The organism is Patulibacter ginsengiterrae, assembly GCF_056269115.1.
Map to the genome: position 1 here is coordinate 1 of NZ_JBWDOG010000004.1, position 25,287 is coordinate 25,287.

General features: G+C 74.1%; 23 protein-coding genes and 1 pseudogene. 13 read left to right on the top strand and 11 right to left on the bottom strand.

Going from position 1 to position 25,287, the window contains the following annotated elements:
* Positions 1-325 precede the first annotated feature (325 nt).
* A complete protein-coding gene (locus ACVUH9_RS07910) occupies positions 326-775 on the bottom strand; it encodes an endonuclease domain-containing protein (RefSeq protein ID WP_475756106.1) in 450 nt (149 codons plus the stop codon).
* Between the two features lie 330 nt (positions 776-1,105).
* Positions 1,106-1,354, bottom strand: a pseudogene (locus ACVUH9_RS07915) (type IV toxin-antitoxin system AbiEi family antitoxin domain-containing protein); the annotation flags it as partial.
* A gap of 595 nt (positions 1,355-1,949) precedes the next feature.
* Between ACVUH9_RS07915 and ACVUH9_RS07920 the strand changes: the two are divergent.
* The 4 genes from ACVUH9_RS07920 to ACVUH9_RS07935 all read left to right on the top strand — a co-directional run bounded on the left by ACVUH9_RS07920 (position 1,950) and on the right by ACVUH9_RS07935 (position 7,494).
* Entirely contained in the window at positions 1,950-4,028 is a 2,079-nt protein-coding gene (locus ACVUH9_RS07920) for a PHP domain-containing protein (protein ID WP_475755651.1), read from the top strand.
* A 148-nt stretch (positions 4,029-4,176) separates the two neighbouring features.
* Positions 4,177-5,904 carry a hypothetical protein gene (locus ACVUH9_RS07925; protein ID WP_475755653.1) on the top strand — a complete coding sequence of 576 codons (1,728 nt, stop codon included), beginning with the start codon at positions 4,177-4,179 and terminating at the stop codon, positions 5,902-5,904.
* Between the two features lie 41 nt (positions 5,905-5,945).
* Positions 5,946-6,734 carry a phosphatase PAP2 family protein gene (locus tag ACVUH9_RS07930; protein WP_475755654.1) on the top strand — a complete coding sequence of 263 codons (789 nt, stop codon included), beginning with the start codon at positions 5,946-5,948 and terminating at the stop codon, positions 6,732-6,734.
* Between the two features lie 142 nt (positions 6,735-6,876).
* A complete protein-coding gene (locus tag ACVUH9_RS07935) occupies positions 6,877-7,494 on the top strand; it encodes a uracil-DNA glycosylase family protein (RefSeq protein ID WP_475755656.1) in 618 nt (205 codons plus the stop codon).
* On the opposite strand, the gene ACVUH9_RS07940 is transcribed toward ACVUH9_RS07935, so the two are convergent.
* Positions 7,491-8,450, bottom strand: a complete 960-nt coding sequence (locus ACVUH9_RS07940; protein ID WP_475755658.1) for a zinc-binding dehydrogenase — start codon at positions 8,448-8,450, stop codon at positions 7,491-7,493. The genes ACVUH9_RS07935 and ACVUH9_RS07940 overlap by 4 nt on opposite strands.
* Positions 8,451-8,609: 159 nt before the next feature.
* Here ACVUH9_RS07940 and ACVUH9_RS07945 point away from each other — a divergent pair, with 159 nt between their 5' ends.
* On the top strand, positions 8,610-9,086 hold the full coding sequence (locus tag ACVUH9_RS07945) for a MarR family winged helix-turn-helix transcriptional regulator (RefSeq protein ID WP_475755660.1): 477 nt from the start codon (positions 8,610-8,612) through the stop codon (positions 9,084-9,086).
* Positions 9,087-9,200: 114 nt separating this feature from the next.
* Here ACVUH9_RS07945 and rlmD read toward each other — a convergent pair whose 3' ends face one another.
* The 3 genes from rlmD to argF form a co-directional block, all read right to left on the bottom strand.
* Complete coding sequence (gene rlmD / locus ACVUH9_RS07950) at positions 9,201-10,916, bottom strand: 23S rRNA (uracil(1939)-C(5))-methyltransferase RlmD (RefSeq protein ID WP_475755662.1); 1,716 nt, start codon at positions 10,914-10,916, stop codon at positions 9,201-9,203.
* Positions 10,917-11,637: 721 nt separating this feature from the next.
* Complete coding sequence (locus ACVUH9_RS07955; protein WP_475755664.1) at positions 11,638-12,468, bottom strand: hypothetical protein; 831 nt, start codon at positions 12,466-12,468, stop codon at positions 11,638-11,640.
* A gap of 103 nt (positions 12,469-12,571) precedes the next feature.
* A complete protein-coding gene (gene argF / locus ACVUH9_RS07960) occupies positions 12,572-13,513 on the bottom strand; it encodes an ornithine carbamoyltransferase (protein ID WP_475755665.1) in 942 nt (313 codons plus the stop codon).
* 73 nt (positions 13,514-13,586) lie between these two features.
* On the opposite strand from argF, the gene ACVUH9_RS07965 reads away from it, so the two are divergent.
* The 4 genes from ACVUH9_RS07965 (at position 13,587) to ACVUH9_RS07980 (ending at position 17,889) form a co-directional block, all read left to right on the top strand.
* Positions 13,587-14,345, top strand: a complete 759-nt coding sequence (locus ACVUH9_RS07965) for an endonuclease/exonuclease/phosphatase family protein (protein ID WP_475755667.1) — start codon at positions 13,587-13,589, stop codon at positions 14,343-14,345.
* 195 nt (positions 14,346-14,540) lie between these two features.
* A complete protein-coding gene (locus ACVUH9_RS07970) occupies positions 14,541-16,727 on the top strand; it encodes an Ig-like domain repeat protein (protein ID WP_475755669.1) in 2,187 nt (728 codons plus the stop codon).
* A 108-nt stretch (positions 16,728-16,835) separates the two neighbouring features.
* Positions 16,836-17,372, top strand: coding sequence for a hypothetical protein (locus ACVUH9_RS07975; RefSeq protein ID WP_475755671.1), 537 nt, complete (start codon positions 16,836-16,838; stop codon positions 17,370-17,372).
* Between the two features lie 61 nt (positions 17,373-17,433).
* Positions 17,434-17,889 (top strand): cupredoxin domain-containing protein, encoded by a 456-nt coding sequence (locus ACVUH9_RS07980; RefSeq protein ID WP_475755673.1) that lies wholly within the window; start codon positions 17,434-17,436, stop codon positions 17,887-17,889.
* On the opposite strand, the gene ACVUH9_RS07985 is transcribed toward ACVUH9_RS07980, so the two are convergent.
* The 3 genes from ACVUH9_RS07985 to ACVUH9_RS07995 form a co-directional block, all read right to left on the bottom strand.
* Complete coding sequence (locus ACVUH9_RS07985) at positions 17,886-18,383, bottom strand: ester cyclase (RefSeq protein ID WP_475755675.1); 498 nt, start codon at positions 18,381-18,383, stop codon at positions 17,886-17,888. The two genes, ACVUH9_RS07980 and ACVUH9_RS07985, sit on opposite strands and share 4 nt — an antisense overlap.
* 8 nt (positions 18,384-18,391) lie before the next feature.
* On the bottom strand, positions 18,392-19,213 hold the full coding sequence (locus tag ACVUH9_RS07990; protein ID WP_475755677.1) for a thiazole synthase: 822 nt from the start codon (positions 19,211-19,213) through the stop codon (positions 18,392-18,394).
* Positions 19,214-19,313: 100 nt separating this feature from the next.
* Complete coding sequence (locus ACVUH9_RS07995; protein ID WP_475755679.1) at positions 19,314-19,964, bottom strand: HAD family hydrolase; 651 nt, start codon at positions 19,962-19,964, stop codon at positions 19,314-19,316.
* 424 nt (positions 19,965-20,388) lie between these two features.
* Between ACVUH9_RS07995 and ACVUH9_RS08000 the strand changes: the two genes are divergently transcribed.
* Positions 20,389-21,399 carry a M48 family metallopeptidase gene (locus tag ACVUH9_RS08000; RefSeq protein ID WP_475755682.1) on the top strand — a complete coding sequence of 337 codons (1,011 nt, stop codon included), beginning with the start codon at positions 20,389-20,391 and terminating at the stop codon, positions 21,397-21,399.
* Positions 21,400-21,593: 194 nt separating this feature from the next.
* Positions 21,594-22,229, top strand: a complete 636-nt coding sequence (locus ACVUH9_RS08005; RefSeq protein ID WP_475755684.1) for a DedA family protein — start codon at positions 21,594-21,596, stop codon at positions 22,227-22,229.
* Positions 22,230-22,237: 8 nt separating this feature from the next.
* On the opposite strand, the gene thiS is transcribed toward ACVUH9_RS08005, so the two are convergent.
* The gene (thiS, locus tag ACVUH9_RS08010; RefSeq protein WP_475755685.1) at positions 22,238-22,480 is read right to left on the bottom strand and encodes a sulfur carrier protein ThiS; all 243 of its coding nucleotides are present in this window, start codon (positions 22,478-22,480) and stop codon (positions 22,238-22,240) included.
* The gene (thiO, locus tag ACVUH9_RS08015; protein ID WP_475755687.1) at positions 22,477-23,718 is read right to left on the bottom strand and encodes a glycine oxidase ThiO; all 1,242 of its coding nucleotides are present in this window, start codon (positions 23,716-23,718) and stop codon (positions 22,477-22,479) included. The genes thiS and thiO overlap by 4 nt, the downstream gene beginning before the upstream one ends.
* A 168-nt stretch (positions 23,719-23,886) precedes the next feature.
* Between thiO and thiE the strand changes: the two genes are divergently transcribed.
* On the top strand, positions 23,887-24,534 hold the full coding sequence (gene thiE, locus ACVUH9_RS08020) for a thiamine phosphate synthase (RefSeq protein ID WP_475755689.1): 648 nt from the start codon (positions 23,887-23,889) through the stop codon (positions 24,532-24,534).
* A gap of 34 nt (positions 24,535-24,568) precedes the next feature.
* Entirely contained in the window at positions 24,569-25,162 is a 594-nt protein-coding gene (locus tag ACVUH9_RS08025) for a hypothetical protein (RefSeq protein WP_475755691.1), read from the top strand.
* Positions 25,163-25,287: the final 125 nt, after the last annotated feature.

Sequence of the window (25,287 nt, forward strand, 5' to 3'; positions counted from 1 at the left end):
CGGGTCGCCGGCCGAGTTCGGGTCGCCGGCCGAGTTCGGGTCGCCGGCCGAGTTCGGGTCGCCGGCCGAGTTCGGGTCGCCGGCCGAGTTCGGGTCGCCGGCCGAGTTCAGTAGCGGGCCGGTTCCGTGGCCGCCCGGGTTCGGGTCGCGGGCCGGGGACAGGTCGCCGCCCGGGTTCGGGTCGCGCCGGGACGGAGCGGGTCACGATCCGTCGCTCCGCCTGCTCTGGGGTCATTTCGCGTCGCCATCCGACGCGAAATGACTCCACCTCCGTGGAGCCGGTGCAACCTGACCCCGGAGGCGCGGCGTCGTGCCCCCTTTGGGGTCAGGCAGCGTCACGTTGCCTGTCCCCGGCAGCGAGCAGGTCGAGGAGCGTCGCCGTCACGCCCCGCGCGTCATCGACGATCCGCCGCCAGGTGAACCGCACCACGCGGTAGCCCGATCGGACGAGCTCGGCGTCGCGCCGCCGATCGGTCTCGAACGCTTGCCGCCCGGAGTGCACCGACCACCCGTCGACCTCGACGATGAGACGCGCCTCGGGCCACAGCGCGTCGACTTCGTACCGCCGGCCTCGGAGCTCGAGCGGGACGTTGAGCCGCGGGATCGCCAAACCCGCTGCTGCGACCAGCTCCGTGAAGAGCAGCTCCAGTTCGCTGCGCGTGATGCCGTCGAGTCCACCATCAGCAGCGGTGGCGAGCAAGCGGCGGATCGCGGCCGATCCGGGGCGTCCAGCCTCGAGCTGACGCGCGAGCTGCCTGGTGTCGAGCGTCCGCATCTCGACAGCACGCCTCCAAGCGCGCGTCAACCCGCGGTCGTCCACGAACGTCGCCAGCTGGACGAGGGTGCGGGCGACCGAGACGACAGGAATCCCGCGCACGACGACGATCTCGTCTGCGGGCAGGCTCGTCGTGCGATGCCCGATGATCCCGGGCCGGGTCGGGACGTTCCGCGGGGACACGACGTGAATCGACGGGCTCCCGGTCTGTCGCAGCCCGTGGAGGTCGGCCGCGGTCGCGTGACTGATCGCGGCCCCGTCTCCGGCGGCGAAGGTCGCAGCGAGCAACCGCCCGTCGGCCGCGACGTTGACATGACCGACGGCGAACACGCCTCGGTGCAGCGCGTGCAGGCGGCCCGTGCGCAAGCGCCGGTCGATGCCCGATGGGGAGAGTCCGACCGCCACCAGCTGTGCCCGCGAGACGACCCCGTGCTGACGAGCGGCCAGTGTCGCGATCCGTCGCTCGCGGACCGAGCTCGTGTCGGAACGGTCACCGCGCGTCCCTCGCTCGCGACCCTGCTGGGTCGACGGGGATCGGGGCGACACCAGGTGAGGGGTGACATCGCGGGAGTCAGGCATCGTTCATCTCCAGCCTTCTGGGATCTCGGTGTTTGGGCGTCGCGCGCAGGGACCGCGGCGCCGGACCGCAGGAGACGACGGGAGGGGGAGGACCAGGCGACGGAGGTCCGCCGTCGGCATGCCCTCGCTCCGCCCGCCGCGCCCCGCCGCGGCCAGCGCCCCGCCCCGCCCCGCCGCGCCGCGGCCAGCGCCCCGGCGTCAGGACCCGAGACCGGGATCACCTCGCGTCGCCGCCGCGCCCCCGGGTCATCTCGCGTCGCATTGCGGGGACAAATGACCCCGCGTCGCCCCGGGCGACGCGGAATGACTCCGGGCGTCCCCCGAGCCGCGCAGCGAGGTCGTTGGTCCGCAAGACGCACCATCCCCTCCAGCGTCGCGCGTCCCGCGTTGCCCGTGGGGTGCTGACTGCACCAACTCTGCGCCATTCCTGCGACGACTGTGCGCCGCCGCGCCCGGGGCGACCGTCGCGTTCGGGAAGGAGCTCCGAGCCCGCCCTCATGCGCCGCACCTGGATCGCAGCGGCGTCCCAGAACCGTGGTGCCCCGCCGGGGACGGCGGAGCGCTGCCGGATCCCGGCCCGGCCTATGCTCCGTACGTGCCTTCCGCCGCCTCCCTGGCGATCGCCCAGGTCGCCCCGTATCCGTTGGAGGCCGGTCATCCGGTCACCGCGCACGCCCGCCGACTGGCCGACGAGCTCGCCGCCCGCGGACACCGCGTGGTCGTGCTCGTCCCCTCCCGCGATCCGGAGCTGGTCCGCCAGACCCGCCACGACCTGCACGAGGACGCCGCCGCGCTGCTGCCCGCCCCGGGCGGCCCGCCGGCGATCCTGGCCGTCGCCGAGGCGCTGTCGGGCACCGACCGCCATGCGACGGTGCCGGTCGACGCCGCCCGCGCGGTCGAGGACGCACTGCGCGTGCTGCCGCTCGACCTCGTGCACGTGCACGAGCCGTTCGGGCCGTCGGTCTCGACCGCCGCGCTCCGCCACAGCCACGCGCTCAACGTCGCGACCTTCCACCTGCCCGTCGAGCGGATCGGCTCGGGAATGGGGGCCGGAGTCGGGGGCACCACCCTCGGGCGCAAGCGGGCCGAGCGGCTGCTGGGACGGATCGACGACCGGCTGGCCGCCAGCGAGGCCGCCGCCGCGGTCGTCGCCCACTCGTTCCCGATCGGCCTCGGCTACACGGCGCGCGTCCCGCCCCCGGCCGACGCGGGCCGCGAGCCGCCGGCGCTCCCCGCCGGCCCGGCGCCGCCGGACGCCGCGTCGCCTGATCCCGGCAGCGCCGCGAGTGGCTCCTCCCCGGCCGGAGCCACCGGGGCGAGCAGCGACACGGACCAGACCGCGACCCCACTCCAGACCGCGACCCCGCTCCACGTCGCCAGCCCGCTCCACACCGCCAGCCCGCTCCACATCGTCGTCCCGCTCGACGAGGACCGCCCCGCTCGCCGCGCCGCCCTGCGCGCGCTCCGGCGTCTCGACCCGGCGCTGCCGTGGCGGGCGACGGTCATCGTCGGCGACGACGCCCCGACCCCGCCGCTGCGGGCCAGCCTCCGCGACCGGATCTCGTTCGTCCCGCTCCAGCGACTCCCGGCCGACGCCGACGTCGTCCTGCTGGCCTCGTCCGGCACCCGGCCCGCCCCGCACACGCTGGTCGAGTCCCTGCACCTCGGGGCCGTCCCCGTCGCCAGCCGGATCGACGTCTACGACGAGCTGACCGACGGCGGCCGCCGGGGGCTGCTGTTCGAGCCGGGCGACATCGACGTGCTCGTCGCCCAGACCGAGCGGCTGCTGCGCGACCGCGAGCTGCGGGAAGGACTGCGGGCCGCGGCGGTCAACGCGCCCGTGACCGAGAGAGGCTGGGGCGCCTACACCGACTGGGTGCTGGGGCGCTACGAGGGACTGCGGGCCAAGCGCCACGACCCGGACCGCTTCGACCCCGCGGTCGTCGCCCGGATCCGCGCGCGGCCGCTGATCGACGTCGACATGCACATGCACACCGACCACAGCGGTGACTGCGCCACGCCGGTCGAGGTCCTGCTCGACGCCGCCCGCCGGCAGGGTCTCGGGGCGATCGTGGTGACCGACCACAACGAGGTCTCCGGGGCCCACGAGGCCGCGGCCAAGGCCGAGCAGTACGGGATCAAGGTCATCATCGGCGAGGAGGTCAAGACCGCCGACCAGGGCGAGGTGATCGGCCTCTTCATCAACGAGAGGATCCCGAAGGGCGTGACCCTCCAGGAGGCGATCGCCGACATCCGCCGCCAGGGCGGGCTGGTCTACGTGCCGCACCCGTTCGACCGGATGCACTCGGTGCCCGACTACGAGCACATGCTCGACATCGTCGACGAGATCGACGCCGTCGAGATCTTCAATCCGCGGGTGGCGATCGGCTCGTTCAACGAGGAGGCCGTCCGCTTCGCCGCCAAGTACCGGATGGTCGCCGGGGCCGGCTCCGACAGCCACGTCGCCCAGGGCCTCGGCTCGGTCCGGGTCCGGATGCACGACTTCGACGGCCCGGAGGAGTTCCTCGCCTCCCTCGCGCAGGCCGAGATCCAGACCAAGCCCGGCACGCTGGTCTACGTCCAGGCGCTGAAGTTCCTGGAGACCAAGGCCGTCCCCGCGCCCGCCCGGAAGATCGTCCGCGACCGACGGGTCCGCCGCGCGACCCGCGACTGAGGTCCGGGCGGCGGCCACGGACGGGTCCGGATGGGGGCCGGGCTCCGGATCGTCGTCGCCCGGCCGGACCGCCGTCCGCGACCCGGCGACCGCCACGACCGACCACGGGCCGCGGCCGCCGGAAGCCCCCGCGCCGTATCCTGACCCGGTGCGTTGGCGCTCCGTCCCGCCGTGGGCGCTGACCGCGCTGATCGGCCTGGTCTACCTGCTGGCGACGCCGGCGACGACCGATCTGGCCGCCCAGGAGCACCGGATCGCGCTGGCCCGCGACGGCGTCTGGCTGTTCGACCTCTCGTGGTTCGGGGGCCACCACCTGCCGAGCTACAGCGTGCTGCTGCCGCTGTTCGGCTCGTGGATCGGGGGCACGCTGGTCGGCGCGCTGTCGGCGGTCGTCGCCGCGTGGGCGTTCCGCTGGCTCGCCGAGCGCCACTGGGCGGGCACCGCCGGACGGGTCGCGAGCTGGTGGTTCGCGGCCGGGATCGGCGGGCTGCTGTTCACCGGCCGGCTGACCTTCGTGCTCGGGATGGCGTTCGGCCTGCTGACCCTGATCGCCGCGGTCGGGTGGGAACCCCGGGCCCGACGGTCCGACGGGCCCGGCCCCGAACGGCCCGATCGCGTGCCGGCGGGCTCCGACGCCCTGCTCCGCCGGTCGCTGCTCGGCGCGGTCGGCGCCGTCGCGACCGCGCTCGCCAGCCCGGTCGCCGCGCTCTTCCTCGCGATGGTCGCCGCCGCCTGGGTGCTGACCGCGGACGGCCGCCGCGCCCGGATCGCGCCGCTGGTCGTCGCCGGGGTCGCCTTCGTCACCGCCGGCGTGCTCTCGCTCGCGTTCCCCGGTGGCGGCAGCGAGCCGTTCGTCGCCTCCGCGCTCTGGCCCGCCGTCGCGGCGATGGTCGTGGTGCTGGTGGTGCTGCCGCGGGACGAGCGGACGTTGCGGGTGGGGGCGGCGATCTACCTGGTCGCGATCGTCCTCTCCGGCCTGCTCGAGACCCCGATGGGCGGCAACGCGACCCGGCTCGGCGCGCTCGTCGGCGGCCCGCTGCTGGCCGGCGCGCTCTGGGGCCGGCGGCCGCTGGCGCTGGCCCTGCTCGCGCTGCCGTTCCTCTACTGGCAGTGGTACCCGCCCGTCCGCGACGCGGTCCAGGCCTCCGGCGACCCGAGCGCCCGCGCGAGCTACTGGCGGCCACTGGCCGACCAGCTGCGCGTGCGGCTGGCCGCGTCGCCGTCGCGGGTCGAGGTCCCCCCGACCGCCCGCCGCGGCGAGGTCCGCTGGCTCCCGCCGGAGGTCCCGCTCGCCCGCGGCTGGATCCGCCAGCTCGACCGCGACCGCAGCGCGCTCTTCTACGACGGCCGCCCGAGCGCCGCCGCCTACGTCGCCTGGCTGCGCGAGAACGCCATCGGCTGGATCGCGCTGGCCGACGCCCCGACCGACTACGCGTCGCGCGCGGAGATCGAGCTGCTGCGATCGGGCCGGGTTCCGGGGCTCCGGCCGGTCTGGCGCGACGCGCACATCAGCCTCTGGCGGTTCGAGGACGCCCGCCCGCTGGCGAGCTGGGCGACGGCCCGCCCGAACGACGACCCGGCGTCGGCCGAGCGAGCCGACGCCCGCGCGGCGCGGACCGCCGGCGGGACCGAGGCGACGCCGCGCGTGACCACGCTCGAGCCGGAGCGGGTCGTCCTCGAGGTCCCCCGCGCCGGGGCCGTCGACCTGCGGATCCGCTGGAGTCCGTACCTCCGGATCAGCGCCGGAAGGGCCTGCATCCGCCGCGGTCCGGGAGGCTGGACACACGTGACGACCTCTGTTCCCGGTACGGTTACCGTGGGCACCGGCTTCGCGGTGCCCTGGCGACACCCCGGATCGGCGACCTGCAACACCTAGGGCCGGTACCCGCGGACGGTCGCCTCGACCGGTCCCGCGCGATGCCTGAAGCTCTCACCCGTCCCCGCCGATTCCTGCCGAACGGCATCCTCGATGCCCTGACGCAGCTGTTGATCGTGGTGGTGGCGTACAAGCTCTACCAGAACACCCGCGGCCTGATCAACGATCAGTTCGGGGCCAGCGACGCGTTCGCCAACGCCGACTGGATCGTCTCGACCGAGCGCCTGCTCCACCTGAACATGGAGGGCGGGATCCAGCGGTTCGCGGACAGCGTCCCCGGCCTGATGGACGCGTCGAGCCTGATGTACCTGAACGCCCAGTTCTCGGTCACGTTCGGGGCGATGATCTTCATCTACGTGGTGCACAACGAGGCGTTCGGCTTCGTCCGCAACATGTTCATCATCGCCTGGACCCTGGCTCTGGTCGGCTACGTCGCGATGCCGACCGCTCCGCCGCGGCTGGTCCCCGGGCTCGGGATCCTCGACGGGGTCGCCCGCTACACCGGGATCGATCCGACGACGCACAGCGTCAGCAAGCTCTTCAACCCGTACGCGGCGGTCCCCTCGATGCACGTCGGCTTCTCGCTGATGGTCGGGATCCCCCTCGCCCGGCTGTCGAAGCGGCGCCCGGTCCGGATCTTCTGGGCGATCTACCCACTGGTCGTGACCTTCGTGGTGATGTCGACCGGCAACCACTTCTTCCTCGACGCCGTCTTCGGCGCGCTGGTGATCGCGATCGCGGCGCTCGGTGCCCGCTGGCTCGGCCAACGGCGACCGCACGCCTGGCAGTTCGGCAGCAGCAGCCGGGTCGCCGACGGGGCCACCTCCTAGGGGTTCCTGTGCGTGGGGACCGGACGTCCGCCGCGCACCCCCGAACTCCTGCCCGCGCCGGCATGCAACATGGATTGCTGCATACGGCAACGCTCGCTGCACCGGCGAGGACGCGGGGCCGCGTGAGCCAATTCAGGCCACGATGCCCGTGACCGACGACGAGATCCACGACAAGTACCTCGAGCGTGCGATCCGTGAGATCAACGCCCTGACCCATGACGTGCAGACGTGCTCGCACTGCCCGCGCGGGTCGGCGATGCCGATCGTCGGCTCGGGCCACCCCCAGGCCGACGTGATGCTGCTCAAGCACCACGCGACCCGCGAGGAGATCGACGAGGGCGTCGCCTTCTACGGTCGTTCAGGCGGAGCGGTCCTGAAGAGCCTCAAGCGGCTCGGGATCGACCCGACGACGATCTACGGCACGCTCTGCGTGAAGTGCCCGGTCGACCTCGCCGAGCACCCGGAGTGGACCGCCGGCGGCGCCTGCGTCGCGCGGGTCGCCGAGGAGATCGCGATCGTCCAACCACGGATCATCGTGGTGATGGGCAGCGACGCGGTGGAGGTCCTCAACGGCCTCGACCTGCCGCTTGCCGAGCCGGTGCTCGACGCGCCCGGCGTGCTCCAGCGCCTGACCCCGTCCTGCCGGGTCCTCGTGACCCCGTCGATCGACGATGCGCTCGACGAGCTGGAGGCGAAGCAGGCCTTCTGGACCGCGTTCCGCACGCTCGGCGCCTGGCACGACGCGCTGCCGCCCTACTAGCCGAGGTCGAGCACGACCTTGCCCAGCTTCGCCCCGGCGGCGAACCGCTCGTAGGCGGCCTCGGCCTCCGCGAGCGGGTAGGTCGCGGCGACCGGGACCGTGATCCGGCCGCGGGCCACGAGCGGCAGCAGCTCACGTTCGACCGCCCGCGCGGCGGCGGCCTTCTCCTCCAGCGGGCGGGCCCGCAGCGTCGAGCCCATGATCCGGCCGCGGGCGCCCATCAGCGCCAGCAGGTTGATCTCGCCCTTGAAGCCGCCGCCGACCCCGATCACGGCGATCCGGCCGCCGGTCGCCAGCCGCCGCAGGTCGACGTCGAGGTTCGGTGCCCCGACCAGCTCGAGGATCACGTCGAACGGCGCGATCTCGCGGCGCTCGCGGTCGCTCAGCACGTCCGGCGTGACGACCTCGTCGGCACCGAGCCCGGCGACCGCCTCGTGGTGCTCGCCGTTGCGGACGGACGCGGTCACGTGCGCGCCGATCGCGTGGCCGATCTGGACCGCGGCCGTGCCGACGCCCCCGGCCGCCCCGTGGACGAGCAGCCGCTCACCCGGACGCAGCCCCGCCTGGGTCACGAGCGCATCGTGGGCGGTGGTGAAGACCTCGCTGAAGCCGCCGGCCTGCAGCCAGTCGAGACCCGCCGGGACGGGCGTGATCTGCCGCTCGTGGACGTTCAGCAGCTCGGCCTGGCCCCCGCCGCCGACGATCCCGGTGACCCGGTCCCCGAGCGCGAACCGCGTCGCCGCGGCCCCGCAGGCGACGACCTCTCCCGCGAACTCGAGGCCGGGGATGTCGGCCGGGCTCCCGGGCGGGGCGGGGTAGCCGCCCTTCGCCTGCAGCAGATCGGCGCCGTTGAGGCCGGCGGCTCGGACCCGCACGAGCACCTCACCGGTGCCCGGGGTCGGATCGGGATGCTCGGCGACGACGATCCCGCCGTCGAGGATGGTGGCGGCACGCATGCGCACACGCTACCCGTCCCCCGCCGGGCACCCGAATCGCTCTGGTCCCGCCCGGCGCGGCCGACCGGTTCGCGCGCCCACCGCCTACCCGTCCAGAATGTGGCGCCGAAACGCTCATGAAGACTCACTTGTAGCTTGCAGTCCTATACGCTCGCCCGGATGTCGGGCAAGAAGCCAGCTGACCCCTTCGATCACCTGCAGCTGGAGCTCGCGATCCTGGCCCGTCGGTCCGAACGGGTCCGGGTGGCGTCGCTCGACGATGCCCGCTCACCGCTCGACCGCTCCGGCTACCTGCTGCTGGTGCTGCTGGAGCAGCGCGGCAAGCAGACGATGAGCCAGCTCGCCCTGGCGTTCGACCTCGACGCCTCGACCGTCACCCGCCAGATCGCTCCCCTGGAGCGGCGCGGGTTCGTCGAGCGCGAGCGCAGCACCGAGGACCGCCGCGCGACCCTGGTCTCGATCACCGAGAGCGGCCGCGCCGAGCGCGAGCTGGTCCGGCAGGCGCGGATCACCCACATGCAGAAGCGTCTCGCCAGCTGGAACGCGAAGGACGTCCGTCAGCTGGCGACGCTGATCGACAAGCTCAACACCACGCTCGCCGAGGCGACCGGCGCCGAGTCGATCCTCGAGCGCTGAGCAGTCCCGCCGCGCGCGCCGACCGGCGCACGGCGATCCCATGCGCAGCGGCGCGGCCGTCCGCCGAACCCGACGGTTCCCGTGGGGCGACCGATCGCCGCCCCACGGCCCGCCCTACGCGTCCTTCTTCGGGGCGTTGGACTTCGGGGCGTTGGACTTCGCCGTCTTGACCGGCTTCGCCGGACGCGGCTTCGGGACCGGCGGAGCCGGCGCGTCGGGCCGGCGATCGAGGACCGCGACGCACTCGACGTGCGGCGTCTGCGGGAAGAGGTCGACCGGGCGGACCTTGCGGAGCTCGTAGCCGGCCTCGACCAGCCGCGCCGCGTCCGGGGCCAGCGTCGTCGGGTTGCACGAGACGTAGACGATCCGCTTCGGCGCGGCCTCGATGATCCGGCGGCAGACCCGCGGACCGAGGCCGGCGCGCGGCGGGTCGACGATCAGCACGTCCGGGCGGCCGACCAGCTCGATCGCGTCGGGCAGACCGGTACGGGCGTCGGCGGCGAGGAACTTCGCCGACCGGATGTCGTTGTTCTGGGCGTTGGTCGCCGCGTCCTGGACGGACTCCTCGACGATCTCGACCCCGATCACCTCGCCGGCGCGGGCGGCCATCGAGAGGCCGAGCGACCCGCTGCCGCAGTAGAGGTCGAAGACGCGCTCCCAACCCTGGAGGTCGGCGTACTCGGCGGCCAGCTCGTAGAGCCGCTCCGCCATCACCGTGTTGGTCTGGAAGAACCCCTCGGGGCTGATCCGCAGCCGCAGGTCGCAGATCTCGTCGTAGAAGTACGCCTCGCCGGAGACCAGGTCGGTCTCGCCGCCGGAGGTCGTCTCGCCGACGCCGCCGATCTGGGTCCAGAGGATCCCCGTCAGCGGCCGGCTCATCGTCTCGTTGAGGTGGGTCGCGAGGCCCATCACGTCGAACTCGCCGGGGCTGGTGACGATCCGGACCTGGAGGTCGCCGGTCCGGAAGCCCTCGCGGACCACGAGGTTGCGCAGCAGCCCCTGGTGGTGCTGGCGGTCGTAGGCGCTGAGGCCCCGCTCGCGGCACCACTCGTAGACGCGCTGGCGGACCTCGTTGCCGATCTCCGTCGCCAGCAGGCAGTCCTCGATGTGCTCGATCGTCTGCCACGAGCCGGCGGCGTGGAAGCCGCAGACGAGCGACCCGTCGGCGCGCTCGCCGAACGAGTACTCGAGCTTGTTGCGGTACCGCCACTCGGCGACGGCCGGGATGATCGGCTCGATCTCGGTGTCGGCGTGGCCACCGATCCGGCGCAGGGCATCCTCGACCTGCTCGGCCTTGATCTCGAGCTGACGCGCGTACGGCAGCACCTGCCACGGAGCACCGGGGTGGTCGGCGGCGGGATCGATCCGCTCGGGCGAGGCCTCGAGGACCTCGTCGATCACGGCCTCGCCGTAGTCCTTCTTGCGCTTGGTGATCGTGCCCCGGACGAGGTCGCCCGGGATCCCGCCGCGGACGAAGACGACCCAGCCGCCCTCGGTCCGGGAGATCCCGTTGCCGCCGTGGGCGAGCGCCGTGACGCGCAGCTCGATCTGCTCGCCGCGGTGCGGGCGGGCCGGGCGGACGCGCTTGCCCTCCGAGGCGACGGCCGCGTCGGGCGCGTTCGCCGTGATCGTCGGGCTGTCGCCGGTCACGCTGGCGGGAGCGGCGGTCGCCGGTGTGTCGGAAGCGACCGCCGGCGAGGCGGAGGTCGCCGTTTCGTCGGAGAGCTCGGGGGCGCCAGCGGCGGCGGAGTCGACCGTCGACACGGCGACGGCGGCCGGAGACGCGGCCGCGGCGGGTACGGGGTCGGTACGGGAAGCGTCGTCGGCCATCGACCAAGGGTGGCACGACCGGTCCCAACAGGGGATCCCGCCCTTCGCGGCCGCGCGCCCGCGCGAGGCCGGTCGCGGCCGGATGGGCACCGATCGGGGCGGGACGACGGCGGCCCGGCCGCCCCACGAGCGGCCCGACGCCATTCCCGAGCGATCTAGTTGGCATTCGCCCCGAAGGTGCGCTACTGTCCCCGCTGGTCGCAGGAGTTCGGGTAACCAAACTCTTGCAGCAGACCGCAATCGAGCACCCGCTGACCCCGCGGCTCGCCCCGTCATGACCGTCGTCCCGCAAGGGCCGGCGGGTGAGCGGGCCGCGGGCGTCGGTGCCCACCAGCGCCACGCCAGCAGCAGCAGCCACCACCACCAGACTTCCCACGATCACGACGTCTCCGCCCGGTGTGAGGGCCGCCGGAGGCACAGGGACCACCAGCGCTCCGCGTATTGAGGGATACGCGGGCGCGGGATCCGGGGGCTTCGGCCCTCGGATCCCGCGTCGGCGCTGGATCGATGGGGCCGGGGCGGCGCGGGCACGATGCGGCGGTCGCCGCGCGGACCGTGAGGCGCCGCGCGGGAGACGAGGCGCCGCGCGGGAGACGAGGCGCCGCGCGGGAGACGAGGCGCCACGCGCACCGACTCGTTCTCCTTGAGGTTGACCACCGCTACGGTGGCAAACCTCAACGAGAACGCGGGAGCGCCGGGCCGGGGCTCGCCGACCGCTCGCTCAGGCCGCGAGTCGCCGGTCGACGGCAGCCAGAACCGTCTTGCGCTCGGCGTGCGCGGCCTCGTAGCCGCGGACGGCGGTCAGCTCGGCCGCCGAGAGCCCGGCGAGGCGCTTGCCGACCTCGGTCGCGGTCAGGTCGTCGTAGCCCGCGAACGGCGGCGCCGCCTTCGCCTCGCCCTTCGCGGCCGACGGCTTCGCCCCCGCCGCCTTCGCCCCCGCCGCCTTCGCCTTGCTCTTCGCCCCAGCCGGCCTCGCCGCGGGCTTCCCGGTCGCCGGCTTCGCGCCAGCCGCCTTCGCAGCCGGCTTCGCCTTCGCCGCCGCCGCGCCCTTCGCGACCGCGGACGTCGCGCCGGCCTTGGCCGCCGTCGCGGCCTTGGCCGTCTTGGCCTTCGCCGCTCCGGCCTTGGCCTTGGCCTTGGTCTTCGCCGCCGTCGGCTTGGTCTCGCCCTTCGCGACGGCCTCGGCCCCGCTCGACGCGACCGACTCGCCCTCGCCCCCGCGGCCCTTGCGCGCCCTGTTCCGCTCGAGCAGCAGCTCGAGCTCGTGCCGCAGCTCGTCAGTCTGCCGGCGGCTCGCGCTGACGATCGCCGCCGCCAGCTCGTGTGCGTCCTTGCGGGTCATCCGCCCGCGCCGGACGGCGTCCTCGATCGTCTCCTGGACCCGCTCGCCGGTCACGACCACGCCCTGCTTGAGGGTCTTGACCAGATTCGAGGCCTGGGCCAGGAACGCCTCGTCGCGCTCCTCGCCGGCCGACTCGCGGCCCGGACCGTCCGGAGCACCGGACGTTGCGTCCGGCTCCCGCTCGCTGCTGCTGTCGCTGGTGTCGCTCATCACGTGCCCGGCCGGTCGGAAGGTGTCCGCGAGGACCTGCTCGCGAGCCTACCCGACGCGCCGTCCGTTTCAGAACGACCGGCGCGCGGCGACGGCCCCGGGCTCAGCTCGGCTCGGCGAACGGGCCCACGCGCAGGACCCACTCCAGCAGCGCCTTCTGCGCGTGCCGACGGTTCTCGGCCTGGTCCCAGATCCGCTGACGGTCGCCGTAGAGGACCTCGGCGGTGATCTCCTCGCCGGGATGCGCCGGCAGGCAGTGGAGGGCGATCGCACCCGGGGCCGCGGCGTCGAGCAGCGCGTCGTCGATCGAGTAGGCGGCCAGCGCGACCCGGCGCGCGTCGGCATCCTCGTCGCCCATCGAGACCCAGACGTCGGCGTAGAGCGCGTCCGCGCCGGCGACCCCGGTCCGCGGGTCGGAGGCGAGCGTCGCCGGCGTCTCGTCCGTGGCGAGCTGGTAGCCGTCGGGAGCGACCACCGTCACCTGGAGGCCGGCGATCGCACCGACCAGCGCCAGCGAGCGGGCGACGTTGTTGCCGTCGCCGACGTAGGCGAGGTGGAGGTCGTCGAGGCCGCCGTCCTCGCTCAGCCGCTCCGGGAACGCCTCCTGCAGGGTCAGCAGGTCGGCGACCGCCTGGCACGGGTGGTGGCCGTCGGTGAGCAGGTTGACGACGGGGATCGTCCCCTCCTCGGCCAGCTCCTCGAGCAGCGCGTCGGGGCCCGTCCGGATCCCGATCGCGGCCACGTGACGGGAGAGCACCAGAGCGGTGTCCTGGACCGACTCGCCGCGCGAGAGCTGCATCTCGTCGGACCGCATCAGCACGGGGTGACCGCCGAGCTCGAAGACGCCGGTCTCCATCGAGACCCGGGTCCGCGTCGACGGCTTCTGGAAGATCAGCGCGACCGAGCGACCGGCGAGGGTCCCGGGGTGGGATGCGGGGGTCGTCGGATCGGCCAGCCCGGCCTTGAGCTCGTGCGCGCGTCGCAGGACGGCCAGGAGGTCGGTGCGGGTGAGCTCGGTCCCGGTCAGCAGATGGCGCGTGGTCACCACCAAGAAGCTAGACGACGCCCCCGCGCGAGGAGTGGCGCCCGACCGCCCGACCCGTCACGATCCGGCCACGGTGCGCGTCGTCAGCTGGAACCTCTTCCATGGCCGTGCGCTGCCGGCCGCCGGCCGCCCGCTCCTGCACGAGTTCGCCACGACCCTGGCCGGATGGGAGTGGGACGTCGCGCTGCTCCAGGAGGTCCCGCCGTGGTGGCCGCCCTTGCTCGCCCGCAGATGCGGCGCGGAGACGCGGTTCGCGGTCGCCCTGACCTCGCGCAACGGACTGCTGCCGCTCCGTCGCGGGATCGCCGCGCGGCGGCCGGACCTCTTGCGCAGCAACGGTGGCGGCGCCAACGCGATCCTCGTCCGGGGCGGCCTCCGGATCACCGCCCACCACCAGCTGCGACTGCGGGCCTGGCCCGAGCGACGGATCCTCCACGGCGTCCGCGTCGGCGGGCGACACGGCGACGCGCTCGACGGCGCGTGGGTGGCCAACGTCCACGCGCAGAAGGGCGAGTGGGACGGCGGGCCGGGGCTGACCCGCCCGCGGGAGGATCTGGACCGCTCGATCGCGCGGCTGAACGTCTGGGCGGCAGGGGCGGCGGGGACGACGGGGACGACATCGCCGATCGTGCTCGGCGGCGACCTCAACCTGCCGCGGGACGCGGTCGAGGATGCGCTGGCGGTCCCGTGGACGCGGATCGCCTCGCACGGCCCCGACCACGTCCTCGGCCGCGGGGTCGTCGCGCGTGGCGCCTCCGCGTGCCCCGACCGCGGCGGGCTCTCCGATCACGCCCCGCTCGCCGTCGCCGTCCGCGCTCCCGCGGACGGCTGACCCCGCCTGCACCCCCCGATCGGCGGGCCAGCCCCGCCGCCGATGTGAAGATCGCGAGACCAGAGCCGGGGGTGTCGCTGTACACCGGCCCGCTTCACCAGCGAGCAACACCGTTCCGCCGAGCGCGCGTGAGCATGCCGCGACGGCGGGCCGCTCCCGGCCCGCCGTACCCTTCACCCCACAGAAGGAGGGCGGATGTCCGCCCCCACCGCTCACGCCCCGTCGCCGCGTCGTCGCCCGACCGCCCGCGTCCTGCTGGCCGGCAGCGTCGCGACGGCCCTGCTCGGCGTCTCCGCCGTCCAGCTCGCGCCCGCGGCACAGGCCGCCGACACACCGCTGCCCGCCGTCCAGCGCTACGCGCCGACTCCGGTCCCGGACCGCGTGACGCTGATCCCGACCGCCGACCCGGCCCACAGCCAGAAGGTCAGCTGGCGGTCGACGGCCGAGAGCCCGCGCGCCCAGATCATGGAGGCGCCCGCCGCCTTCGGCGACGTGATGCTCGACCGGACCGACGACGGCAAGCCGCTGCCGACGGTCGACGGCGCCGACTACACCAAGATCATCACGCTCGACGCGACGACCGCCGAGGTCGACCCGAAGACCGGCTACAAGAACCAGTACCGCTCGGTCGAGTTCCAGGACCTCAAGCCCGGCACCCGCTACTCGTACCGGGTCGGCGACGGCACCGACCCCAACGGCTGGCCCGTCTCCAACTGGAGCGCGTGGGAGGACTTCACCACCGCGGAGACGGACCTCAAGCCGTTCTCCTTCGTCTACTTCGGCGACGCGCAGAACTACATCGACACCGCGGTCCCGCGCGTCTTCCACCAGGCGATCCTCGACCGGCCGAAGTCGAAGCTGATGATCCACGCCGGCGACCTGGTCAACCAGACCGGCACCAGCGACGGCAACCTCCAGATCCAGGAGAAGGAGTGGGGCGAGTGGTACGGGGCGGCCGGGTACAACAACCAGACCCGCAACGTGCTCGCCACGCCCGGCAACCACGAGTACAACAGCTCGACGGCGATCACCGCCTTCTGGAAGCCGCAGTTCCCGTTCCCGGAGAACGGCCCGAAGGGCACCGACGGCCAGCCGCTGGAGGCCGTCCGGCGCAGCACCTACTACGTCGACTACCAGGGCGTCCGCTACATCTCGCTCGACTCGAACCCGTTGCAGAACGGGCCGATCCAGAACGACGTGCTCGCCGCCCAGACGGCCTGGTTCGAGTCGGTCCTGAAGGACCCGAACCGCCCGAAGTGGACGGTCCTGACCTTCCACCACCCGGTCTACGCCGGGACCAGCACGCGCGACAACAAGGCGGTCCGCGAGAACTGGAACCCGCTGATCGACAAGTACGGGGTCGACCTGGTCCTGCAGGGCCACGACCACGTCTACAACCGCGGCAACCAGGTCAAGGACGACGACGCCGTCGATCCGACCAAGAGCCACGGCGCCGTCTACTCGATCTCGGTCTCGGGCGGCAAGATGTACCAGCTCAACGCGGGCAAGAACTGGAGCGACAACGGCGCGCACCGGCGGGTCGCGGCCGAGAACATCCAGCTCTACCAGCTGGTCGACGTCGAGCAGGACAAGCTGACCTACCAGGCGCGACTGGCCAACGGCCGGTTCTTCGACGGCTACACCGTCACCAAGAAGGGCGACGACGCGACCGGCCCGAAGACGGTCCAGGACCTGACCACCGATCCGGACGCCGACCGGGCCACCGCGACGGCGACGACCACGCGGATCACGGCCTCGGCCGCCCACGTCGCCAGCGGTCGCGAGCTGACCGTGACCGCCAGCGTCGACGGCGCCGCCGGCAGCGTCCGCTTCTACGACGGCGACACGCCGCTCGGGGACCCGGTCACGCTCGCCGACGGCAAGGCCCAGCTGCGGACCACGGCGCTGAAGGACGGCTCCCACGCGCTGAGCGCGGTCTTCACGCCGGCCGACGAGCGCTTCGCGCCCTCGACCTCGACCGGCCTGCTGGTCACCGTCGCCCCCGTCGCCGTGCCCGACCAGCGCGTCCCGGGCGGCCCGCTCCAAGCGCCGCCGGCTCCGGCCCCCGAGCCCACGGCGAGCCGGGCGAAGGCCCGCGTCACCGCCCACGTCGCCGGCGGCAGCATCGGCCGCGGCCAGCGCGCGTCGATCGTCGTTGCGGTCGCCGCCGACGGGCGCTTGGTGCCCGGCACGGTCACGGTCGTCGACCGCACGACCAAGCAGACCTGGAAGGCGAAGGCGGCGCTCCGGGGCGGTCTGGTCACGGTCACCTCGCCGCGTCTGACCGCCGCCGGCACGCACCGCCTGGCCGTCTCCTACGCCGGCTCGGCGGCCGCCCACCCGGGCACGGCCACCGCGACGGTCCGGGTCGCCCGCCGCTGACCGGCAGCTCCATCGGCGCCGTCCTCGCTCCTCCGGCGGGGTCGGCGCCGACCGGGTCGGCCGACCGAACCGGCCGGCCATCCCGTCCACCGATCCGACGAGAGCACCATGCCCTCCACCCCCTCGCCCGCCGCCCCGCGTCGCTTCCGCCCGCGCCTCCCGCTCGTCCTCGCCGGTCTGCTCGCCCTGGGCATCGCCCTCGCGATCGTGCTGGCGACGAGCGGCGGCTCGTCCGCCCGGGTCGTCCCGACCAAGGACGCGCGCTACCTGAACGCCGACACCCCCGGCGTCCGGACCTTCGAGAACGGCGACTGCTTCCACGACGTCGACGTCAACGAGGCGATGGGCGAGCCGATCCTCAACACCGTCGGCTGCGTCGGAGCCGAGAACCAGGTCTACGGCTTCGCCGCCCTCGACGAGGGTCCGTGGAACGAGCGCGTGCTCGTAGCGCAGGCCGACCGTCGTTGCCACCAGCTGGCCACCCAGGTCTGGGACGCGAGCCAGCTGCGGGCGCTGCGGTTCTACCCCGCGCTGCCGTCGCCGCGGTCGTGGCGCGACGAGCGCGACCGCGACGCGATGTGCGTGGTCGCCTCGCCCGACGGTCCGTTCCGCGCCGACCCGGTCGAGACCGGACGCGCCTCGTAGGCCGACGAGCGGCGCGGCGCCAACCCGTATAGGCCGTCCGCAGGCGGGCTACGATCGCCGCATGCGTGACCACGACGTCTCCCGTCCCCACCGTCCTCGGCCCGAGCCGGGAGCCCTACCACTCCCCCGCCGGTCGTTCCTCGGCCTTGCCGCGGTCTCGGTCCTCGGCCTGACCGTCGCCGGCTGCGGCGGCGACGACGACAAGGGCTCGGCGTCGTCGACCACCACCACGACGACCGGCGCCGGCACCTCGACCGGCAACGGCGACCTCCAGATCGCGATGCAGAACATCCAGTTCGTGCCGAAGGTCGCGACGGCGAAGGTCGGGCAGAAGGTCACCTGGACGAACGAGGACTCGGTCCAGCACGACGTGCGCGCGCTCAAGGGCGCGAAGTTCCAGTCGAGCCTGTTCGGCAAGGACGGCAGCTACAGCTTCACCCCGAAGGAGCCGGGCACGATCGCCTACGACTGCTCCGTCCACCCGGGGATGGTCGGCGTGCTGAAGGTCGTCGCCTAGCGACCCCAGAGCAAGCCGAAGCCCTGGATCGCCCGCACCGCCCGGTCGCCCACGGTGCCCGCCTGCGGCAGGACCCCGAGCTGGACCGCCGCCGCGTAGCGATCGGCGAAGAGCCGGGCCCGGTGGACGCGGTGGGCGGTCGCGTCGAGCTCGAGCACGAGCATCCCGTGCACGTGCAGGAACCGCTCGCTCGCCGGGATGCCGCCGAGCGCGGCGGTGTGGTTGCCGGTCACCCGCATCGGGATCGCCACGATCCGGCTGCCGTCGTGCAGCAGCGGGCCGGTCGCCTCGAAGCGGGCGTCCGGGAAGCCGCTCCACAGCAACGCCAGGTGGTCGGCGAGCTGGTCGGGGCCGAGCAGCGGCCGCGCCGCGAACGCGTCCTCGTAGTGGACGTCGTGGGTGACCAGCGCCGCGACGGCCTGCCGGTCGCGACTGCCCAACGTCCGGACGACCCGGTTCAGCAGCGCCTCGCCGTCGATCTCCACCCGCGACATGATGGCGCCTAGAGCTCCGGGGTCCCGGCCACCGGCGTCGACGGCAGTGCGTAGGTCCGCTTCGGGATCCGGCCGGCGGTCCGCGCCAGCCGTCCACCCTCGACCCCGTGCCGGATCGCCCGGGCCATCCGCAGCGGATCCTGGGCGCGACTGATCGCGGTCGCGCAGAGCACCGCGTCGCAGCCCAGCTCCATCGCCAGGGCCGCCTCCGAGGCGGTCCCGATCCCGGCGTCGAGCACCACCGGGACGCCGGCCCGCTCGACGATCAGCTCGATGTTGTGGGGGTTGCGGATCCCGAGCCCGGAGCCGATCGGCGACCCGAGCGGCATCACCGCGGCGCAGCCGACGTCCTCCAGCCGGCGGGCGAGGATCGGGTCGTCGTTGGTGTACGGCAGGACCACGAAGCCGTCGGCGACCAGCTCCTCGGCGGCGGCGAGCAGCTCGACCGCGTCGGGCAGCAACGTGCGGTCGTCGCCGATCACCTCGAGCTTGACCCAGTCGGTCTCGAACGCCTCGCGGGCGAGCTTCGCGGTCAGGACCGCGTCACGGGCGGTGAAGCAGCCGGCGGTGTTCGGCAGCAGCCCGACTCCCGTCCGCTGGAGCCCGTCGACGAGCGACCCCTCGATGTCGCTGCCGCCGGAACCGGCCCGCCGGAGCGCGAGCGTGACCAGCTCGGTCCCCGACTCGCGGACCGCGTCCTCGAGCGTCTGCATCCGGCTGAAGCCGCCGGTGCCGAGCAGCAGCCGCGACGAGAACGTGCGGTCGCCGATCCGCAGCGGATCGGCCACGGGGGCACGAGGATCGGCGGCCGGGGGGACGTCGGCGGTCATGACCTCCAGCGTAGTCGGCGACGGAGGGTCGGTGGCGGCGGAGGGCCCGGAGCACGCCTCCGACGCTCGCGTCCGAAGCGGGGGCGGCTCGCCCGCTCGCTCAGCGGAGCCCGAGCCGCTCGGGCAGGCTGGCGACCGGCGGCTCGAGGAAGCCGAGCCCGGCCGCCGCCGCGCCGTCGCGGTCGACCGCCTCGTCCCCGAGGTGGGCGACCCGCTCGGGCGGCAGCTCGAGCAGCTCCAGGGCCGGAGCGAAGATCCGCGGATCCGGCTTGGCGACCCCGGCGCCGCCGGAGCTGATCACCCCGCGCAGGTGGCCGGCGATCCCGAGCCGCGCGAGGTGGTCCTCCAGCCCGCTGTCCCAGTTGGAGACGCAGACCATCGGCACCCCGGCGGCGCCGAGCACGGCGAGCGCGTCCAGCACCCCGTCGAGCGGCTCGAAGCGCAGCGCGGCGAGGAACCCGTCGACGAACGCCGCGTCGACCGCCAGCCCGAGGTCGTCGGCGACCAATCCGGCGCAGACCCGTTGCAGGGCCCGCAGCGAGTCCGGATCGCGGCCCTCGAGGTGGTGGGCCTTGTAGTAGGCGATCTCGGCCCGCAGCGCGGCCCCGATCGCGGCCGGCGGGCGCGGCGTCCCCCGCTCCTCGAGCAGCCGCGCGAGGGCCGGGATCGGGTCACGCAACGTGACCAGGCAGCCCATCGCGTCGAGGGTCAGGCCCTCGATCCGGCGGCCGTCGGAAGCGATCGTCGACACGGGGCGATCATCGCGCACCCGGGAACGACGTCGCCGCCCGGAGAGGACGTCGTTCCCGCGGGCGGACGGTGGACGGGGTCCGTCACCCGCGGGAACGGCGTTTCGCGGCCGTCGTCCGGCGCGGGATCGAGGGGATCGGTCCGCACCGGCCGTGGCGTTTGCCGATCGGCGCGCTGGTGTTGCTACCTGCGCTCCTCGTCGACAACGGGCGTTCGGAAACCGAGCGTCCGGGGGGATGTCCCGAGGAGAACTGCATGTCCCAGTCAAGCAGGTACGCCCCTGCCAAAACGTGAAACTGCCCGAATCGGACACCTGTTGGACCAGTCGACACCAGTGGTCTGGCCGGGTGATCCACACGGGCCCGGCAAAGCGCCCTCGACGAGCGTCCGCCGTCCCCGGATGCCACGGCCGATAGCCTCGCCGCATGAGCGACGACCTGCCCGTCCTCGGCTACCGACTGCGTGAGCTGGACGAGCGTGTGCTGCGGCACCCCGCCGACCGCGCCGCGACCGCGGCGCTGAAGGCGATCCCCGGCCTCGACAGCGTGATCCGCAAGCTGATCGAGCTGGGCTACGAGCGGGCCCTGCGCCAGAGCCTGCTCGCGTCCTCGGTCCGGCTCGGCCCGCGCCAGCTGGCCGAGGTCTGGGGCCGCCACCGGACCGCCTACGTGACCCTCGACCTCGGCGAGGCGCCCGAGCTGTACCTGGCCGAGTTCCCGTTCGCCAACGCCTCGACGATCGGCTCGACCGACCCGCTGGTGCTGGTCAACTCGCGGCTGATCGACCAGCTCGACGGCGACCAGCAGCGCGTCGTCTTCGCCCACGAGGCGGCGCACATCATGTGCGACCACGTCCTCTACGGGACCGCCCTGGAGATCCTGATCGCCCTCAGCGGCTCGATGCTGAACCGGACGCTCCCGACCGCGCTGCCGCTGAAGGCGATCCAGTCCGCGCTGCTCGAGTGGTCGCGGGCGGCCGAGCTGACCTGCGACCGGATCGCCGCCCTGACGGTGCGCGACCCGCTGCTCGTCTGCCGGACCCTGATGTCGCTGGCGGCCGGCACCGCCAGCGACCGGCTCGACCTCGACGCCTTCCTCGCCCAGGCCGACGACTACGGCAAGCAGGGCCAGAGCCTGCCCGGCCGCTGGAACCGCCTGAGCCTGGAGCTGACCGCCACCCACCCGCTCGCCGTCCAGCGCGCCCACGAGCTGATGGCCTGGGTCAAGAGCGGCGAGTACGAGCGGATCCGGGACGGCGACTACCCGCGCCGGGGCAGCGAGGACCCGAGCGTCGGTGCCGAGGCCCGCGCGGCCGCCGACCACTACCGCGAGAAGGTCACGACCGCCTTCAAGGACGTCGCCGGCCAGGCCGAGGGCGCGACGAAGGCGGTCTCCGACTGGCTGTCCAAGAACCTCGGCCCCGACGGCAAGGGCTGAGCCGGGATCGGGACGGGAACCGGGAACCGGGGACCCAGGACCCGGGACTGGAGCCAGGCCGGCGTATGGGGAATGTCCCCGGGGTCTGAGGGATCACCCCGGAAACGCCGGACGCGCCGGCGAACCTGTGGTGAGGTCGTCGACGTGCTCCCGCGCCGACCGCCAACGACCGCCGTTCGCCCGAGGCGGTGACCGTGCTCGACCCGATCTTCGACCTCGCGCGGGAGGCGCTCTCGTCGCCGTGGGCCTACGTCGCGATCTTCGCCTTCGTCGCCGCCGACGCCGTCCTCCCCGCCCTGCCCGGCGAGACGCTGGTGATCAGCGCCGGGGTCTTCGCCGCCAGCGGCGCGCCGGACGTCCTGCCCGTGGTCGCGACGGCCGCGGCCGGGGCGTTCGTCGGCGACCACCTCTCCTACCTCGTCGGCAAGCTCGGTCGGGGTCCGCTTCGGCGACGAGCCGCCCGCGGGACCCGGCTCACCGCCGCGCTCGGCCGGGGACGGACGATGCTCGACGCCCGCGGCGGCTCGATGCTGATCGTCGCCCGCTACATCCCGGGCGGACGCACGGCGACCACCCTGACCGCCGGGGCCGTCGGCTTCTCGCTCCGCACGTTCACCGCCTACGTCACCGTCAGCGCCGTCACCTGGGGCCTCTACTGCACGCTGATCGGCTACGTCGGCGGCAGCGCCTTCGAGGACGATCCGCTGCTGGGCCTGGTCCTCGGTCTCTCGCTCGCGGTCGGGGTCGCCGGGGTCGTCGAGATCGTCCGGATCCGGCTGCGTCGGCGGCGCGAGGGGCTCGTCGACGAGGCGGCGCGACGAGCGCCGTGAGCTCCGGCTCAGCCGCCCTGGATCGCGGTCAGGACCTCGACCCGCTCGCCAGCCTCCAGGATCCGCCCGGCCCACGTCCCGCGCGGGACCACCTCGCCCGCGACCGCGACCGCGACCCCGCGGCCGGTCGGCGGCAGCCCCAGCTCGACGACCAGCTCGGCGATCGTGCGGCCGGCGACCGCGCGCGGCTCGCCGTTGACGGAGACGGTCTGGTCGGGCACGGGGTCCTCGGTGGCGGTCGGATCGGTCATGGCGTCGTGCCGGCCGCGGTCGCCGCGGTCGTGGACGTGGACGTGGTCGTGGTCGGCGAGGCGGCGGCGTCCTCGCGGGCGAACCGCCCCGGATCGACGAGCGCCCGCAGCGGCGCCAGCTCCGGCGTCCGCGGCTCACCTTGGATCCCGTCGGCAAGCAGGGCCGCGGTCAGGGAGGCGAAGAGGACACCGTTGCGGTGGTGCCCGGACGCCCACCAGAGGTCCCGCACCAGCGGCGAGGGACCGATCACCGGCAGGCAGTCCGGGGTCGTCGGGCGAAGGCCGGCGAGCGTCTCCTCGACCCGCAGGTCGAGCAGTCCGGGCACCAGCTCGGCCCCGTCGCGGAGCAGGTCGTGGAGCGCCCAGGCGGTGACCGCGCGGTCGAAGCCCTGCTCCTCGGTGGTCGCGCCGAGCACGTAGCGGCCGTCGTCGCGCGGGACCAGGTAGCCGGGCCCGAACCGCAGCACCCGCTCGACCAGACCCGGCCCGGCCGGATCGCGGAGCACGAGCAGCTGGCCCTTGACCGGACGGACCGGGACCCGGGCCGCCGCCGGCACGCCCTCGAAGCCGCCCGACCACGGCCCCGCCGCGAGCACGACCGCGCCCGCCCGCCGCTCGCGACCGTCGTCCAGCTCGACGCCGACCGCCCGCCCCGACTCGACCAGCAGCCGCCGGACGCCGACGCCCGTGTCGATCCGTCCGCCGGCCAGCTCGATCGCGCCGACCAGCGCGGCGACGACCTCGCGCGGGTCGATCGCGTGGTCGTCGGGAACGCTCAGCGCCAGTCGCAGGGTCGGGGCGAGGGCCGGCTCGAGCCGGCGAGCCGCGCTCGGCAGCAGCCGCTCGACCGGCAGCCCGAACCGCGCGCAGACGCCCTCGAAGTGGACCAGCGCCTCGGCCTCGTCGCGGTCCCGGGCAACGGCCAGGGTGCCGCGGGTCCGCAGCTCGAGCGCGATCCCGGACGCCAGCCGCAGGCCCTCGGCGAAGGCCGGCCAGCGCGCCAGCGCCTCACGCCCCAGCGCCAGGTGGCCGGGGTCGTCGGGCTCGATCTCGGTGATCGGGGCGAGCATCCCCGCCGCGACCCGGCTCGTCGCCTGCCCGGGCCGGTCGCGGTCGACCACCCGAACCCGCGCCCCGCGCCGGACCAGCTCCCACGCGATCGGCAGTCCGGCGAGCCCGGCGCCGACGATCAGCACGTCGTCGGTCGGGGTCTCGGAGGCGCTGTGGCGGTCGTTCACGGTGGTCTCGCTTCGCCGGCATGACCCGGAGCAGCTGTTGGCGGTCGGGGCGAACGCGCCCCCTCTCAGCCCACCGACGCAGGCTCCCGCAACTCGTTCGTCCCGATCGTAGCCGCCCCCGTGGGTGACCGGGGGCCGTGACGACCCCGCCTGCGAGACTGATCGGCCATGACTCCCGAGCAGCGTCGTGCCCGGTTCGCCGCCGTCCACCTGTACCTGGTCAGTCCGCTGGCCTCGAACGGCCGGACGCTGCTCGACCTCGCCACGCACGCGATCGCGGGCGGCGTCGACGCGCTCCAGCTGCGCGACAAGCACGCCAGCGACGAGCAGCTGGTCGCCGGGCTGCGCGCCCTGCGACCGCTCTGCGACGCCACCGGCACGCTGCTGATCCTCAACGACCGGCCGGACCTGGCCGTGGCGGGCGGCGCCCACGGCGTCCACGTCGGCCAGGACGACATGCCGGTCGCCGATGCCCGCCGGATCGTCGGCGAGGACCTGCTGATCGGCCTCTCGACCCACAGCCCCGAGCAGGCCGACGCTGCGGTCACGTCCGGCGCCGACCACTTCGGCGTCGGACCGGTCTTCGCGACCCCGGTCAAGGCCGGCGTCGACCCCGTCGGCACCGAGCTGGTCGCCAACGCGGCCCGCCTCCCGCTGCCCTCGGTCGCGATCGGCGGCATCGAGGCCGGCAACGTCCGTGCGGTGCTCGAGGCCGGCGCCCGGCGGATCGCCGTCGTCCGGGCGATCACCGAGGCCGACGACCCGCGGGCCGCCGCCGCACTGCTCCGGACCGCGATCGACGAGTACCGCGCGTAGCATCGCGGCGCCCGGCCCGGCATCATTCGGGGTGATGGCCGATCGCAAGCGCAAGCGCAAGCGTCACTCGACCCCCGCCCCCGGTGGCGGCGGACGGGTCACCGCACCGCGCAACGGCAGCACCGCGGCGCCCGAGGCTCCGGCCCCCGCCGACCAGTCCGCTGGCGGCAAGGGGGCGATGACCCGCGGCTACGCCAAGGCCGAGCAGAAGAACCAGGCGATCCGCGAGGCCCTGGTCCCGCTGACCAAGGGCGAGCGCCCGCGAGTGATCGTGTTCGCGATCCTCTGGTTGCTGGTGCTCGCGGCCAACATGGCCTACAACGCGATCGCCGCCGACGGGGTCACGACCGGCGACCGGATCCGCAACGTCCTGATGATCTGCCTGATCCTCGCGGCCGCGGTCGGCACCTGGCACCTGCGGTACTGGGCGATCCTCGGCACCCAGACGATCCTCGCGCTGGCGTTCGCCTTCGCGGTGCTCGCCGCGATGGTGCTCCCCGACGTGCTGTTGATCCTGCTCGTGCTGCTCGCCGCCGTGATCAGCGGCGTGCTCTTCTTCAAGATGGTCAAGGTCATGGCCCGCGTGCAGAAGGCCGACCTGCTCCGCCGCGAGGCCAAGCGCAGCTGACCCGCGTTCGCGCCCGGCGCGCCGTCCCGGGACCCGACGATCGTCGGGTTCTCGTCCGGCCTGCCCGCCCCGCGGACACCACGCCCCACCCCACCCCGCGCCGATCGACGCAGATTGGCCCCGTG